This is a genomic window from Desulfotomaculum defluvii, from assembly GCF_054657375.1.
In genome coordinates this window covers 368859-384479 of record NZ_BAAHYV010000008.1, presented here as the reverse complement: position 1 = coordinate 384479, position 15621 = coordinate 368859, and the positions used below count along the sequence as shown (strand labels likewise).

Below are 15621 nucleotides of genomic sequence, written 5' to 3'. Positions count from 1 at the left end.
CCAAATTTTGGAATGTTTATGCTTTATTCAATTCTCCTTAACATGGACATGGGCTCAACCCTTTGCTGAACCGACAATTCAACAATTTGCTGCGGGTGAGGGGCAACCTCCAGGGGTTCGCCTGTCTCCCCATCAAACATTGCCGTCACCCTAAGGCTTTTGTTTTCACCAGAAGGGGTCATAATTTCTAGCTTGTCCCCAACTTTAAAATTATTCCTTTGTTCGACAATAATTCTCTGACTTTCTTGGTTATATGATAGTACCAGACCCACAAAGGCAGCCAGGCGGGTATAACTTTTTTGTCCTGGCTCAACCGTAGCAGTTCTGCCTTGATCCCCCAGTAAAAATCCTGTGGTGTATTCACGATGGCTAACCTTACGAATTTCATCTAACCATTGCTCTTTAATTTGGTAGGCTGCTGGATTTTTAATAAAGGTATCAAGGGCTTGTCGATAAGCCTTCACAACTGTAGCCAAATAGTGAATACTCTTCATTCGCCCTTCAATCTTGAAACTAGTAACCCCTGCCTCTACCATCTGAGGAATGTATTCCATAAGGCATAAATCCTTACTGCTCATGAAATAGGTACCTCTTTCATCCTCTTCCACTGGAAAATATTGTCCCGGTCGTTTTTCTTCTACCAAGTGATACTTCCAACGGCAGGATTGCGCACAATCGCCTCGATTTGCATCCCTTCCGGTCATATAATTACTAAGTAAGCAACGACCTGAATAGGACATACACATGGCCCCGTGAATAAAAGCCTCTAGCTCAATATCAACTCGTTGCCTTATTTCCTTTATTTCTTGCAATGACAACTCCCGGGCAAGAACAATTCGTTCAATACCTAACCGTTTCCAAAAAGCTGCACTAGCCCAGTTGGTAGTATTTGCTTGGGTACTAAGGTGAATGGGAAGTTTTATTTGCAACTGCATAATGGTATCAATAATACCAGGATCACTGACAATTACTCCATCAACCCCGGCTGCCACAAGAAACTGTAAATACTCTGGCAGGTCAGTTAGATCTGAGTTATGGGCAAAAATATTGGCTGCTACATAGACCTTTACATTGTGTTGATGGGCAAATTGGACACCCTTAACTAAATCTTCATTATTAAAATTGGCGGCTCCCGCCCTTAGACTAAACTGCTGCCCACCTAGGTAGACCGCATCTGCACCGTAAAGAACAGCAATTTTTAACTTTTCTAGATCCCCTGCCGGAGCTAATAGTTCTATCCTTCTCAAAATGGTCACCTCTATAAAAATAAAATCAAGCTAATTCAAGTATTTTTGCTTATTTTGATTATGCTCAGCCAAGGTTTTGGCAAAGACATGGGATCCATCTGGTTTAGCTAGATAATAAAGATAATCAGTTTCTTCTGGGTTTACTGCTGCCAGCAGCGACTCTCTCCCAGGTGAAGCAATGGGTCCAGGCGGTAACCCAGGAATTTTATAAGTATTATAGGGTGAATTTACCTCTAAATCCTTATAAAATATTTTATCCCTATGCCCGCCTAGGGCATACTCCACAGTGGCATCAATTTGCAGCCGCATACCAATTTTAAGTCTATTATGAATTACACTGGAAATTAATGCTCGATCCTTATTTATCCTGGCTTCCCGTTCTATCATCGATGCGATGGTTATGACCTGATGTAAGGATAGATTTTTTTCTTTAGACTTTTCTTCTAATTGGAGTTCCTTAATCTGCCTCTCCATACCAGCCAGCATCACATTTATAATGTCCTTCTCGGTGCTATCTAAACTTACATTATATGTTTCTGGAAATAAATATCCCTCTAATCTATTTCCACCGGCTGGCAAGTCCTTTATAAAGGAATAAGGAAATTGACCCTTACGCAATAAATCAGTAAATAATTCTTCTTGGATGTATCCTTTATTAGCCAATGTGTCTGTGATCTGTTTTATGGTGTAACCTTCGGGTATAGTAAATCCCTTGGAAGCCGTTTTACCACGTACCAGTATATGCAAAATTTCATCCACAGACATGGCTGGGTTCAGTAGGTAATAACCCGCTCTAATTTGATTATCCAACTTTTGATAACGAGTATAGTATTTAAAAGTCTGGGCATTTTGAATCAGACCTTGTTGTTTTAACAATATAGAGATCTGACCTGTGGAAGTATTGGGTGCAATCCGCACCAAGGTATCTGAGGATTTGCCGACTGGATCAACTGGTTCTAAGGTGCCAAGGGCATTGTAAACAATAATACACATCAGTACCAGAGTAGCCAAAAAATATAGACGTTTTTTTGCACGGTATCTTTTTGCCAACAACAACACAACCTTAAATAATATGTCCAATTATAACACTTATCTTCTAAAACAGACAAGAAATGAGTATTATAGGAAAGGCATCTCTTGATTTAGAGATGCCTTTCCTATTGACTTAGTTGATTCTCTTACTGTTTTCTTCTGGTAAAATGGGCTCAAATAATACCATGGGGTCGGCCAACCCTTTAACTACTTCATCTAGAACCAAGTTCATATGAACTCCTTTAGTTGCTACAACTGGTATGATAGGCTTCGTCCTGTAAATCCGCTGCAACAACTTTAAAGTAGTAGAAGTAACATCCCGTGGTGTCTCATCAATCTTAGTTACTACCAATATGTCTGCTTCATCCAGTAGAAAGTTACCCGCTTCCATAATAATTTCTCCCTTTAATCCAGCCGGGATAATGGTTACCAGCACATCTGCCAGCCTACGGCATTCCTCTGACTTATAGCCATCGTTTATTCCCACTGCTTCAATTAAGACCACATCTGGCAGTACCGCTGTTTGAGGAATATCTTTTTGGGAAAGGTTACCTAATTCCAGTACTGAGCGTACTTTGTTTAGTTCTTCTAATGCTTTACGGGCATTCTCTATTAGTTTATTCTTTTCCTTAATCTGATTAAGGGCATTTCGAATGACTCTGTCGATATCTGACGTAATATCTCTCCCTGGTTCAGGAACAGCAATAGTAAGATAACTAGGGTCTATCCCTTTATGCAAATAAGGTTTTTCATCCTGTACACCTGAACCAATTGCCAAAGGCTTGTAACTCCTGTTTTTTAAACCTTTATAAAGTTCACCTAAAATAGTTGATTTCCCACCATCATTACGACCACAGATAACTATTTTTTTCACCGAGCCCCCTCCTTGAACGCAAATATCCTTGGGTAAATTTATATGCCAGAGGACCGGGAAATTTTCCATAGTAATAAAAAATTCTATTTCTAAAGCTGTATTAATTGTATGTGTTTAATATTTATAAAAACCCTTTCTTCTTTAGCTGTAATCAAATTAATAAATTCACCTGTTATATCCTTTAGTAAGCCGCTATTATAAGGGCTATTTTCCATATTTATTTGTATGATCCTTCCTATGATATGCTGAAATTGTTCTTTGAAAGTAGGAGCTGTGTTAAAAGAGATGGTTCCTTTGTTAATATCCTGTACATTTAAGGTGTAATATGTTTGATCACTGTTAAGTAAGCATAACCATTTTAAATGTTCAAATGGTACCAGAATGGTGTTGTAAACTGGCGAAAAGAAAACAAGATAATCAATAAAAACTTCTTTGATATACCCATATATTAAATGGTCCCCTACAACAGCTATTTCAATAAATAGTCCTTTGGCTCTTTCTAAAATCTGACGATAAGAAATCCTATCGGTAGAAACATTGATTGGCCCAATGATGGTGTTAGGTGGATCTAAGTTATTGAAAATACATAGTCTTAGGTGACGTATATGAGCTACTGGTAAATAGACATAATTTTGCCCATTGAATAGGACAGCAATATCCAAACCACAATCCACAAGAATCCCTTCCTGGGTCTTTCCTGCAAGTTCTATTATCATATGCTTTCCAATATTGTCTGTTAAAAAATCCATGGCCTTGATTCACCCCTTAACTAACAGATTAGTAAAGCAATTCTGCCCAAAAATATAAGCTTATTAAACTTATCAGCAGGCTGATAGGGATAACAACAATCGTCACACTGATATATTGCTTCCAGGTAAAGGGTATATTGTTTTTCTTTAAAATATACATCCATATCAGAGTTGCCAATGTCCCCATAGGCATAATTAAGGAACCAATATCACTGCCTAAAATATTAGCTAAATAGGCTATTTGCAGAGTAAAAGGATCTAAGCTCATTTCAGTAAGGGCCAGTGTCCCCAGCATAACAGCAGGCAGATTATTAAATATGTTTGATAATACTGTAAGAGTTAAACCTACAATTAATATAGCTGAGTAATGATCATTGAAAACCGGCTGCTTGAATATTTCTATGAGTATTGAAGTGAAACCAACATTATGCAACCCATAAATGATAACGTACATGCTAAAGGCAAATATAAGGATATGCCAAGGTGTTTTTATGATTACATCCTTCATACCAGTACCCTGTTGATACCATCTGATAAATATCATTAATACTGCACCAAAAATTGCAATCCACTCTATAGGAATCCCCAGATCTGATAGGACAAAAAACCCTCCTCTGACAAATACAATTATTGTCATGTAGACTTTAAACATCGACCAATCTACAGCAACAACATGGTTTATCTGCGTTAATGGGTGCGGAGAGATTATGTTATTGTGCTGCCTATGTGGTGGTGAAACATACCTCGGTACGGCATTAAGGTTTTTTGGAATATCCTTTCTGAAATAATAAAAAAGTAGGAGACTCAGTGTTATTAATCCAAGCATAGAGGGAGGCAACATTATTTGTGCATAGGTATTGAGATCTAACCCAACAATTTTTAAAGCAATGAGATTTGCCAAATTACTGACACCAATGGGTGCACTGGAAGCTGTGGCGATTAGAGCACCGCTTAACAGAAAAGGTATTTTCTGATGAGGTTTAAGATTTAACATTGATAAGGCTTGAATAATAATTGGTGTAGTAATTAGAATACTCCCATCATTGTTAAAAAATAGAGTCATTAGAAAACATAAAGAAATAATATACCAATAGAGTAATATACCAGATCCATTAGATCTGGTAACAATATTAAAGGCAGCCCACCGAAAAAAACCTACACTCTCTAATACAATTGACATGACTATAGTTGAAATAATGGTAATAGAGGCACCAGTAACAATTTGCAGTATGTGGTGAATATCTGAGATGTTTACTGTCCCTATTAAGAAAATACATAATGCTCCAATAGCCGTGGGAATAGACTCATTGATACCTAGGGGCCTCCAGATTAAGAATAATACTGTGACAATAAATACAGTTAACGTAAGTGCTGCCGCGGTGCTAAGCATCTGCCCTGACCCCTGTACAGACATTGGTTTTTATAAACCTCTTCATGTAATTGGTCTATTAGTATAGTTTCTGTTTGGTTTTCTTCAGGTGCTACTAGGAAATACAGGGCAAAACCCGCAATTAAGATAAACAATGCAGTAATGAGCATTTTTACCACCCTTTCCACAAATTTCATTGGATGTATTACAATATGTGGAAGTAATGGATGCAGTTACATATTGTTAATATATATAATTTGGTAATATTTTACTTTATTGGTTTTATCAACCAAGGTTTAATTCTAAGAAACCAATGCAGTACAGTAACCCTTCCTAAATAAATCCATATAATGTCATATATACCAAAGGACCTATGTTTTGTTGTCCTTGGCATTATTTAGGAGGGTGATTTATATGAATCAGTCGGTAGATGTAGTTTATCAAGGTTCTACTAAAGTAATTTGTGAATCTATCACTAAAGTGAAACCTCCCATGTCGAAGATAGTGGGGGAAAAGTTTGATGCGAAGGTCACTCATTATATCACTTTTTGTGATAAAGTATTGGTCAAGGGGATAATTGAAAAAACTGTATTGTATTTGCACCCACATTTCCATCACCAGAAGGATGATCAATGTCAAAAAGATGATGGAAAAAATAAAAAAAGAGATCATAACGAAAAAGGCAACAACAAAGATGGAAAACAAAAAGGCTGTCAGGATGAATGTAAAAAGGATATTATAGATTACAAGAAATTCGCCTGCAAACGAGTGGATTACCAAGAAGGTATCGTACATTTCTTTGAAGACACTTATGAATTTACTGCAGTTATAAATGTTCCAGGGGTTAAGGCTGGCGATATTTGCAAGTTTAATGTTTTTGATGTAAAAGTAAAGGATGTAAGTGACTTTTTTGTAATGGATCGTGACAAAAAAGGTCTGGTTACCAAAGGCAAAGAGTTTTTCCTACTAGATGTTAGAATTAAATGCAAAAGCAAGTCCCACAAATAAGTAATACAGCGGGCCATGGGCCGTGTGCCATGAGCCATGAGCTAAAGACCCTTGGGCATTAGGCATTACAAAAAGCCCATGGCATAAGGCTCATGGCTCATGGCCTTTCCAGGGCTATCTTGAAGCTGAAGGCCATAAGTGCATGGGCCCCTACCAATGCTTCTAAAACCGATGTCTGACGGCTATATTTTTTCACAGTAAAGGGAGGGCCGCATTGCTACTAAACAGTAGTTTGCGACACTCCCTTAATATTTTATTGATATTACCACATTTTTAATTTTTTTACTCTATGACCTTTAGAACCCTTGGAGCCTTTAGAGTGTTTGGGAACTTTCCAACCTTTTGATCCTTTAGAGCAATGGGTGCACTTGGATTTTTTATGGCCCTTGGATCCCTTAGAACCTTTACTGCACTTGGATTTTTTATGACCTTTTGATCCTTTGGAACCCTTAGAGCCTTTACCGCACTTAGATTTCTTTGAACCCTTCGAGCCTTTTGACCCCTTAGAGCCCTTGGACCCTTTACTGCACTTGGATTTCTTTGAACCCTTCGAGCCTTTTGATCCCTTAGTGCCCTTGGAGCCTTTACTGCATTTGGATTTCTTTGAACCCTTTGATCCTTTTGACCCCTTAGAGCCCTTGGAGCCTTTACTGCATTTGGATTTCTTTGAACCCTTTGATCCTTTTGACCCCTTAGAGCCCTTGGAGCCTTTACTGCATTTGGATTTCTTTGAACCCTTTGATCCTTTTGACCCCTTAGAGCCCTTGGAGCCTTTACTGCATTTGGACTTCTTTGAACCCTTCGATCCTTTTGACCCCTTAGTGCCATCGGAGCCATCACTACCCTTGGACCCATCAGACCCATCTGAACAGTCACTACCCTTAGATCCCTTCGAGCCCTCAGAATTACAGCAGGAATTCCAGGGGTTATTTTTCATAAACATGTTCTTAAGTTCAGCAACATTTTGATCGCAAAGTAGTAACCGTAGTTCATTTTCACTCAACTCGCGCATAATAACACTCCCTTATGAAAAATTCCCTACATTATATAGGTTTTCATACATAATATGGTTTCTTTTACGATTTGTGCTAATTGAGTGAAATCAAATTGAATCAAAACGTGGTCACTTTCTATTGCCAGGTAACATTCCAATAAATACTTTATAAAATGGTTAATAAGACTTGGTGAAAGGAAGATTGTATCTATGAGTGACGGCACGGCAAATATACCATCCTATTCTCTTTTTATTAACCCTAAGGATCTTCGGGAACTTCGCAGTGATATATGGAGTAATGAACATGTACCCGCCCAGTTAAAAGTAAACCAAAGTTCATATAAAATTGAAATTTCTTATAGAGGTGCCCTTACCCGTGAGTTACCAAAGAAGTCCTACCATATCCTTTTCAAAAAACCCCGCAATTTCTCAGGAGCAAGAGAAATTCATTTGAATGCTGAGTACCTAGACCCTTCTTTACTTCGCAATAAACTTTCTCTTGATTTTTTTAGAAGTTTAAACATTTTAAGCCCTGAAGCAAAATTTGTTCTATTAAATTTGAATGGTTACTTTAAAGGTATCTATCTTCATTTGGAATCAGTAGATGAACAATTTTTAAAGAAAAGGAATTTACCAACCGGGGCCATATACTATGCCCATAATGATGATGCAAATTTTTCCTTATTAGACCCTGATAACTATGATGTTAAAAAATCACTTTTGGCCGGATATAAGCAAAAGCTTGGCTCCACAGCAGACGATGGGTATCTTCGTGAATTGATCTTCAAAGTAAATACTATTCCACGGTCAGATTTTGGCAAGGAGATTATCAAATATATCGATATAGAACGATATTTGCTCTGGTTGGCAGGAGTAGTATGTACTCAGAACTACGACGGATTTATTCAAAACTATGCCCTATATCGTAATTCCGCTACCGGTTTATTTGAACTAATCCCTTGGGACTATGATGGTACCTGGGGCCGCAGTTGCCATGGCAAGGAAATGGACTATAATTATGTTCCTATTCAGGGTTCTAATACACTTACGGCACGTATTCTGGATATCTCTGATTTTCGCCATCGCTACCGCATATTATTGGAGGAAATTCTTGAAACTCTTTTTACCCAGGATTTACTTGAACCAAGGATTACTACTATATATAACATGCTTCGCCCGCACATCCTCCTAGATCCATATAAACGTGAGGATATTGAAAAGTTCGAAGCAGAACCTGAGTATATCGTTCGTTTTATTAAAGACAGAAATTGTTATTTAAAGGAGCAATTGTCGGAGTTAGTTTGAAATAGCCTTCAGCTTTAAAACATTGGAAAAAGGCCATGGGCCAAAACAAGGTAGTGTTGCAATAATGCAACACTACCTTGTTTTTAACACTCAACAGCGAGACAGAGTTTCCTGGTACTGTCAATAACGGAGTCTGCTAAGCTGATGGCTGTAATGACAGAAACCCCATCTGCCCCAGCCTCCATTACTATATGGGCATTTGCCGCATTAATTCCACCGATACCTACAATGGGAATAGTTAGTCCTTCTTGCCTCAGGTTTGTGATAAGTGCTGTTCCTTCAACCCCTTTAACATCTTCTTTGGTTGTGGTAGGAAAAACAGGACCAATGCCAAGGTAATTTGCACCTTGTTGGATCGCTTGATAAGCCTGTTCCCTGGTATGAACAGAGACCCCCAGAATTTTGTTGCCTAGTTTTCTCCTAACAATCTCAGCGGATTCATCCTCTTGTCCAATATGCACACCATCTGCATTAAGGGAGAGGGCTAAATCCACATCATCGTTAACGATAAAGGGGATGCGGTACTGTTGGCAAATTTGTTGCAAATCTTTAGCCAATTTATACTTTTCTTCTCCGGCCAAAGCACCTGTACCCTTTTCCCTGTACTGAAATAATGTAATACCTCCCTCAATGGCCTGACGGATTACTTCTAAGGGGTCCTTTGTGCAGTTTGTACTTCCTAATATGAAATATACCTTTAATAACTCCCGCATCTTGGAATCTGAAGTTATTGACATGGTCTACCTCTCCTTTTCTTTCTTAGCTTCTTTTCCTGTATGCCCAATGATTAGTTGGTCCATTTCCGTGACCCACTTCAATTTGATTTTCTATGGCAGCTTGGATAAAAGCCTTAGAAGTTTTGACTGCATCTTTTATATGCATGCCCTTGGCAAGTTGTGCAGCGATGGCAGAAGCAAAGGTACACCCCGTACCATGGGTGTTCTTGGTATTTACCCTTTTACCTGTAAAGTAAGTGAATCCCTGACCATCATATAACAAATCTATAACATCAGTTTCACCTTCATCATGTCCACCCTTGATAACAACATAGGCAGCACCCAGATGCTGCAGGTGTTTGGCAGCTTCCTGCCGATCCTCCAAGGTTATTATGGTCATTCCTGTTAATACCTCAGCCTCTGGAATATTGGGCGTGATGATGGTTGCCAATGGCAATAGGTATTTTTTTAATGCAACTACCGCCTGACTTTGCAGCAAAGATGCACCACCCTTGGCGATCATAACGGGATCCACCACAACATTTTGCCATTGATAATGTTTTATTTGTTCAGCCACCACTTGAATGATTTCACTACTGAAAAGCATACCGGTTTTGACAACATCTGTCCCCATATCTTCACCGATGGACCGGATTTGTTGCTGCACAGCCTCTATTGGCAAAGGATAGACCCCTTGTACACCCAGAGTGTTTTGTGCAGTAATGGCTGTAAGGGCAGACATACCATAGACCCCTAGTTCCTGAAATGTTTTTAAATCTGCTTGGATACCGGCACCACCACCACTGTCCGAACCAGCAATGGTCAATGCCTTAAATGTTTTGTTCATAGTCGTTCCTCTTTTACTTCAAATTAGTTATTACAGAACCATATTTAATAATTTCCTCATTAGATACTTTGGCCAATTGATTTAGGAATTCAATTTGGAAACTACCTGGTCCTTCCTGTCCTTTAAGAGTGGCGGCAATTTCTGCTGCCACCCCATAGCTCACCAGTGCAGCCGTCGATGCCAAAAGCAGTTCCTGCTCCACTGCACAAAAGGCTCCAATAACTGAGGAAAGTAAACAGCCAGTTCCCGTTACCCTAGTTAATAGGGCATCCCCGTTGTTGACCACATAGGTCCTTTGACCGTCGGTGATTACATCTTCTTTACCCGTTACCACTACCACTGTATCCAGCTGTTTGGCGGCGCTTTGAGCTAGATAAACTACATCTCCCTTGGCTTGACCCGCATCAACACCTCTGACGTCCCAGTTTTCGCCAATAACATTGGCCACTTCCCCAGCGTTTCCCCTTAGTACAGATACCTTGACTTCTTTTACAATCCTTCGTGCTGTTGCAGTTCGGTAAGCAGTGGCTCCTGCCCCAACCGGATCAAACACAACTGGAACGTTATGCTGATTTGCCGATTTACCCGCCTGAAGCATCGCTTCGATCTCTTTTTCATTTAAAGTCCCAATATTGAGAACTAGGGCTCCCGCAATGCTAGCCATATCGGCCACTTCCTCCACTGCATAGGCCATCACCGGTGAGGCGCCTAAGGCCAATAGTCCGTTGGCAGTAAAATTAGTTACCACAACATTAGTAATATTGTGTATCAGAGGGTTTACCTGCCTCACCTTTTGCAATGTAATGGCAATGTTTTGTAGATTCATACGATACATTCCCTTCCCTTCTACGATTTTAGTACTTCCTGAAAGTGACATAAAAAAGAGCACAATGCGTAAGCAAAGTGCCCATACTTTTCTCATCACTCCCTACGCTGGCATTATCCAACAGGTTCAACCGGTCAACGACGGTTTAGTCGTACTCTCAGCGTGCTTCCACAAGCTCCCGGATTTATATATTTTTTAAAGTATACCAATCAATCAAGCCACTGGCAATAGTTCTATAACAACAAAGTATTTTGATCAAATCTGAGTTAAGGTTCGTTTTAAAAATTCTCTGGTGCGTTCTTGTACTGGATTATTAAAAATTTGCTCCGGACTTCCTTCTTCTGCAATAACTCCTTTATCCATAAATACTACACGGTCAGATACCTCTTTTGCAAATCCCATTTCGTGAGTTACGATTAACATGGTAAGACCAGATTCAGCTAGTTCCTTCATAACTTTGAGGACTTCTCCTACCATCTCTGGGTCAAGGGCTGATGTTGGTTCATCAAACAACATCACATCTGGTTCCATAGAAAGTGCTCGAGCAATAGCCACCCGTTGTTTTTGACCACCTGATAATTGTCTTGGTTTTGCGTTAATATATTGATCCATGCCAACAACTTTTAAATATTTCATAGCTATTTTTTCTGCTTCAGCCCGAGAACGTTTTAGTACTTTTATTTGTCCGACTACACAATTGTTTAAAACATTGTGATTATTAAATAGGTTAAATTGCTGAAAAACCATACCTAAATTGGTGCGGTAAGCATAAATATCATGCTTATCATCTAATATATTTTCCCCTTTATATATAATTTGGCCCCCACTTGGTTTTTCTAACAAATTAATGCAACGAAGAAGAGTTGATTTACCAGAGCCAGATGAACCTATGATACAGACAACCTCTCCTTTGCTAACTGAAAAATCTATATCTTTTAAGACTTCGTGGGCTCCAAAGGATTTACTTAAGTGTTGAATATCAATAACTTTTTCCATATGCTCCCTCCTCCGTCTAACTAGTTTGTGTTTTACGCAGCTTGTCTTCCGGTCTTTCTAATTGCATTTGATTACCTAACAGAATGTAATCATCTGGCCCATCTAATTTCTTTTCAAAGTAACGTAAAATTCTAGTTACTGTATAGGTCATAATAAAGTAAATAACACACGCCACAAAGAATGATTCAAAATATCTGAAGTTGTTGCCTGCAACTGATTTGGTTTGGAAAAATAATTCCGATACAGAAATTACGTTAAGCACAGAGGTATCTTTGATATTAATAATAAATTCATTGCCTGTTGCCGGTAAAATATTGCGAATTACCTGTGGTATTACAACATTAATCATCGTTTGAAAATGATTCATACCTATGGCATGGGCTGCTTCAAATTGTCCCTTATCAATAGATATAATACCACCACGAACGATTTCGGACATATAAGCCCCTGTATTAATAGATACAATAAAAATTGCTGCCGCCAGCCGGTTCATATCCACACCAAAAGCTAAAGCAGAACCATAATAAATTACCATGGCTTGTACAATCATAGGTGTGCCCCGGAAGAATTCTATATAGGCTGAAAGTAAAGCATTAATAATTTGCAGGGTAATTCTTTTGGCCCCCCGCTCTGGTAGAGGAATAGTACGCACAACCCCTACTAATAAACCAATAAATGATCCTATAATAGTACCAATTATAGAAATTAAGAGTGTTATACCCGCACCCCGAATGAACATTGGCCCGTAGTCAGAAACAATCTTTACTATCCACTCAAAGCTCATTTTTCTCCTCCTTACGACAGGCGTCATAAAACCGGGTGCATAATAATGCGCCCGGTTTCACATACTGGTTATTCAGCTGCCGGTTGATTTTTAATAGCAGTATCCATAATGTTTGTACGTTCTTCTTCTGGGATACCTGCTAATATTTTATTGATTTGTTCAGTTAATTGACTACCTTTTGCAATACCAACTGCAATTGCAGTATCATCATCTGATGTAGTAAAGCCCTCTGTAAATTCAACCATGGCAAAGTTTTGATTAGCAGCGGAAGCACTAACACCTTCTGGACGTTCTGAGACATATCCATCAATAATTCCTGACTCCAAAGCAACTCTCATGGCCGGGAAGTTATCCATAGCTGGTTGTTTATTTACACCTTCAATTTGATCGATTACTGTATAGTGGAAGGTATTTAATTGGGCAGTAACCTTTGCTCCTTTGAAATCTTGAATAGACTTAGCGCTTTCATAATTGCCACCCTTTTTAACAACCATAACTAAATCTGATTTATAGTAGATGTCTGAAAAGTCAATGGTCTTTTTACGTTCTGCTGTTGGTGACATACCTGCAATGATTGCATCAATTTTACCAGATGTTAATGCTGGTACTAGGCCATCCCATTCAGTTTTAACAATAACTAATTCTTTTCCTAAACCCTCGGCAATCTTTTTAGCGATTTCTACATCGTAGCCACCTGCATATTCTTTACTACCATCAATTTTAACCCCACCATTTGAATCATCCATTTGTGTCCAGTTAAATGGTGCATAACCACATTCAAGTCCCACCTTAAATGTTTCACTTGCAGCTGGCTCTTTTTGAGTTTCTGAATTACTGTCAGATCCACATCCTGTTACTAACATAATTATTGATAGTGACATTGCTAATAATAAAAGTATTTTTTTCTTCATGACTCATTCTCTCCCCCTATTATAATAAGTTTAATATACTATTACGATACTACAAGGTCAACCTAAAAATAGAAAGTTAAAAAATAAAATTGTATAAATATTCCCTATATTTAAATAATTGTATCATTAATCATAGGTGATTACAAGAAAAATTCTATATGACCATAAGCAACACCTAAGTTGTAAGTATTATCAATGTGTAGTATCCATATAATTCCATAATTTTATAATATATAACAAATAAAACCGCATACTAAAATTGCATGCGGTTTTATATAATAACAAATCTGGTATTACTATATAATTATGCTTTATAGTTCTTGGTTTATTTCTAATAATACAATGATTAATAGTGTAAGTATGTCTCTTCATCAAGACCTTACTTGATTTTTATTTTGCTTAATAAGATACTTACAACTCTTCACTATTGTTTTAACCATTATTCTTGAAGGTCGTCATAAACCTCTTCTTCAACTTCATTATGCACCGGCAGTTTTGGGCTTTTGAGGATTGTACCTGGAGGTGCCATACCCTGGGAAATAATTTGGTTTCTTGCTTTATATATACTGGTAGGTAGTTTTTCCACTTTAATCACCTTATTGTTTTTCATCACGATGCGCTCCCCGGTTGCCCTGTAACCCTGGGCACCTTTTTGACGCACTACCCTATCCCCCATTCGTATACCATAATCCTCCTCAGTTATTGTTTTGGGATCATAGGTTTCCTCAACCCAACTGCGGATTACTACATCTCTTTTAAATTCCGAATTACCAAAGATCTTGATGGTTAGGGTGCCACCCTTAACATAGGATTGGATATATAGCCAGTAGTCTGTATTATTCTTAAATTTAAAATCAATGGTGTCAAAAACTACCGTGGCATCTCTGCCAATGGGAATGTAGGATATGGGTATTGTATGATTGCTTCTTTCAACGACCTCTAAATTCGCCAACAATACGGCGTTATAAAGAGTAGTTGAAACCTGACACACGCCACCACCCAATCCGTCCACCATTTCATTGTTAATAATCACTGGAGCATTTTTATATCCTGCTTCGGTACTACGGGGACCCACAACTTCATTAAAGGAAATAACCTCCTGGGGGCTGACGGTCAAACCATCAATGGCCGCTGCAGCTACACTAACATTATAGGCTCGGTTAACTTTATTAGGATCAAACTGAGTGGAAAACATACCCAATAGGGAGTCCACTCCCATGGCCTTGATTTCTTCTGTGGTTCGTGTGGGCGGAACCTCAATTAACTTCAGTTCAATGGGTGCTAAACCTCCTGTCAGCAACGCTTCTTTAATGTCGGATTCTAACTGATCGATATCCACTAGCCTGCCACTATGGCCTGGAGATATCTCCACTGTCTGATCTGATTTTATAATTAAACCAGCCTCCCGGGGAGGCAGGATAATAACTTCAGTTGCCTCTGCCACAAGTTTTTCCAGCAAACTTTTGTCCAAAGAAATTTCAGGTTTTAACCTTATACCTTGAAAGGCCTGTCTACGCTCCAAAAACTGCTGCCACAGGGACCCTTGACGTCCAATGACCAAAGCCCTTCGGGCCTCTTTCTCACAATCTATTTTCAAACCCACTTGATCCATGGGCAAGACCCAGAGTAGATCCTTGTATTTTACTTTTATTGGTTTTTGGTATTGTTGTTCTAGCTTTTTTAATGAGTCCATTGCCTGTTCATAACCTAACATAGACATATCTATGTTGTGGATGCATATGCCGGGCAGTATTTTATCTTGGGGAGCAAAGCTCATATGGGCTGCTAAGAAAACTGCAACGGTCATCATAATTACTGGCAAAGATATAAATGCTAATAATTTTTTTCTTTTCGGCCCCACAACAATACCCCCTCCCAAAACTGTACCTAGCTATATCTTACTAGGGACATGCATCTGCTATTCCTAAAACTTTCTTTGCGACACCGGGGACGGTTCTTGGTC

Annotated in this window: 16 protein-coding genes and 1 riboswitch; of the genes, 2 read left to right on the top strand and 14 right to left on the bottom strand. The window is 38.8% G+C overall.

Translation table 11 applies throughout. The annotated features are described in order from the left end of the window. Positions 1-23: 23 nt before the first annotated feature. From ACYQ03_RS17265 to ACYQ03_RS17240, 6 genes are all read right to left on the bottom strand, one after another. On the bottom strand, positions 24-1247 hold the full coding sequence (locus ACYQ03_RS17265) for a peptidase U32 family protein (protein ID WP_459911203.1): 1224 nt from the start codon (positions 1245-1247) through the stop codon (positions 24-26). A gap of 30 nt (positions 1248-1277) precedes the next feature. After that, positions 1278-2297: an endolytic transglycosylase MltG gene (gene mltG / locus ACYQ03_RS17260; RefSeq protein ID WP_459911202.1), complete on the bottom strand. Its 1020-nt coding sequence runs from the start codon at positions 2295-2297 to the stop codon at positions 1278-1280. A 115-nt stretch (positions 2298-2412) separates the two neighbouring features. Then, a complete protein-coding gene (locus ACYQ03_RS17255) occupies positions 2413-3153 on the bottom strand; it encodes a P-loop NTPase family protein (RefSeq protein WP_459911201.1) in 741 nt (246 codons plus the stop codon). A gap of 89 nt (positions 3154-3242) precedes the next feature. After that, the gene (locus tag ACYQ03_RS17250; RefSeq protein ID WP_459911200.1) at positions 3243-3902 is read right to left on the bottom strand and encodes a hypothetical protein; all 660 of its coding nucleotides are present in this window, start codon (positions 3900-3902) and stop codon (positions 3243-3245) included. 28 nt (positions 3903-3930) lie between these two features. Continuing rightward, positions 3931-5292, bottom strand: a complete 1362-nt coding sequence (locus ACYQ03_RS17245) for an arsenic transporter (protein WP_459911199.1) — start codon at positions 5290-5292, stop codon at positions 3931-3933. After that, positions 5262-5441: a hypothetical protein gene (locus tag ACYQ03_RS17240; RefSeq protein WP_459911198.1), complete on the bottom strand. Its 180-nt coding sequence runs from the start codon at positions 5439-5441 to the stop codon at positions 5262-5264. The genes ACYQ03_RS17245 and ACYQ03_RS17240 overlap by 31 nt, the downstream gene beginning before the upstream one ends. 244 nt (positions 5442-5685) lie before the next feature. On the opposite strand from ACYQ03_RS17240, the gene ACYQ03_RS17235 reads away from it, so the two are divergent. Next, on the top strand, positions 5686-6279 hold the full coding sequence (locus tag ACYQ03_RS17235; protein ID WP_459911197.1) for a hypothetical protein: 594 nt from the start codon (positions 5686-5688) through the stop codon (positions 6277-6279). A gap of 282 nt (positions 6280-6561) precedes the next feature. Here ACYQ03_RS17235 and ACYQ03_RS17230 read toward each other — a convergent pair whose 3' ends face one another. After that, positions 6562-7155, bottom strand: a complete 594-nt coding sequence (locus tag ACYQ03_RS17230) for a hypothetical protein (protein WP_459911196.1) — start codon at positions 7153-7155, stop codon at positions 6562-6564. A gap of 328 nt (positions 7156-7483) precedes the next feature. On the opposite strand from ACYQ03_RS17230, the gene ACYQ03_RS17225 reads away from it, so the two are divergent. Beyond that, complete coding sequence (locus ACYQ03_RS17225) at positions 7484-8578, top strand: CotH kinase family protein (RefSeq protein ID WP_459911195.1); 1095 nt, start codon at positions 7484-7486, stop codon at positions 8576-8578. Between the two features lie 83 nt (positions 8579-8661). Here the strand turns inward: ACYQ03_RS17225 and thiE are convergent, their stop codons facing one another. The 7 genes from thiE to ACYQ03_RS17190 form a co-directional block, all read right to left on the bottom strand. Beyond that, positions 8662-9315, bottom strand: a complete 654-nt coding sequence (gene thiE / locus ACYQ03_RS17220; protein WP_459911194.1) for a thiamine phosphate synthase — start codon at positions 9313-9315, stop codon at positions 8662-8664. Positions 9316-9337: 22 nt separating this feature from the next. Continuing rightward, entirely contained in the window at positions 9338-10141 is an 804-nt protein-coding gene (gene thiD / locus ACYQ03_RS17215; RefSeq protein WP_459911193.1) for a bifunctional hydroxymethylpyrimidine kinase/phosphomethylpyrimidine kinase, read from the bottom strand. Between the two features lie 13 nt (positions 10142-10154). Further along, complete coding sequence (thiM, locus tag ACYQ03_RS17210) at positions 10155-11063, bottom strand: hydroxyethylthiazole kinase (protein WP_459911192.1); 909 nt, start codon at positions 11061-11063, stop codon at positions 10155-10157. Beyond that, a riboswitch (TPP riboswitch) is annotated at positions 11050-11159 on the bottom strand. Its footprint overlaps the gene before it by 14 nt. A gap of 63 nt (positions 11160-11222) precedes the next feature. Then, positions 11223-11963, bottom strand: coding sequence for an amino acid ABC transporter ATP-binding protein (locus ACYQ03_RS17205; protein WP_459911191.1), 741 nt, complete (start codon positions 11961-11963; stop codon positions 11223-11225). 16 nt (positions 11964-11979) lie between these two features. Then, a complete protein-coding gene (locus ACYQ03_RS17200; protein ID WP_459911190.1) occupies positions 11980-12747 on the bottom strand; it encodes an amino acid ABC transporter permease in 768 nt (255 codons plus the stop codon). 68 nt (positions 12748-12815) lie between these two features. Next, positions 12816-13658 carry a transporter substrate-binding domain-containing protein gene (locus tag ACYQ03_RS17195; protein ID WP_459911189.1) on the bottom strand — a complete coding sequence of 281 codons (843 nt, stop codon included), beginning with the start codon at positions 13656-13658 and terminating at the stop codon, positions 12816-12818. A 439-nt stretch (positions 13659-14097) separates the two neighbouring features. Then, positions 14098-15519, bottom strand: a complete 1422-nt coding sequence (locus ACYQ03_RS17190; protein WP_459911188.1) for a VanW family protein — start codon at positions 15517-15519, stop codon at positions 14098-14100. Positions 15520-15621: the final 102 nt, after the last annotated feature.

Bases quoted from the DNA above. Each gene is read 5' to 3' on its own strand.
- ACYQ03_RS17250 (WP_459911200.1), bottom strand. From the start codon at position 3,902: ATGGATTTTTTAACAGACAATATTGGAAAGCATATGATAATAGAACTT.
- ACYQ03_RS17245 (WP_459911199.1), bottom strand. From the start codon at position 5,292: ATGCTTAGCACCGCGGCAGCACTTACGTTAACTGTATTTATTGTCACA.
- ACYQ03_RS17240 (WP_459911198.1), bottom strand. From the start codon at position 5,441: ATGCTCATTACTGCATTGTTTATCTTAATTGCGGGTTTTGCCCTGTAT.
- ACYQ03_RS17235 (WP_459911197.1), top strand. From the start codon at position 5,686: ATGAATCAGTCGGTAGATGTAGTTTATCAAGGTTCTACTAAAGTAATT.
- ACYQ03_RS17225 (WP_459911195.1), top strand. From the start codon at position 7,484: ATGAGTGACGGCACGGCAAATATACCATCCTATTCTCTTTTTATTAAC.
- thiE (WP_459911194.1), bottom strand. From the start codon at position 9,315: ATGTCAATAACTTCAGATTCCAAGATGCGGGAGTTATTAAAGGTATAT.
- thiD (WP_459911193.1), bottom strand. From the start codon at position 10,141: ATGAACAAAACATTTAAGGCATTGACCATTGCTGGTTCGGACAGTGGT.
- thiM (WP_459911192.1), bottom strand. From the start codon at position 11,063: ATGAGAAAAGTATGGGCACTTTGCTTACGCATTGTGCTCTTTTTTATG.
- ACYQ03_RS17205 (WP_459911191.1), bottom strand. From the start codon at position 11,963: ATGGAAAAAGTTATTGATATTCAACACTTAAGTAAATCCTTTGGAGCC.
- ACYQ03_RS17200 (WP_459911190.1), bottom strand. From the start codon at position 12,747: ATGAGCTTTGAGTGGATAGTAAAGATTGTTTCTGACTACGGGCCAATG.
- ACYQ03_RS17195 (WP_459911189.1), bottom strand. From the start codon at position 13,658: ATGAAGAAAAAAATACTTTTATTATTAGCAATGTCACTATCAATAATT.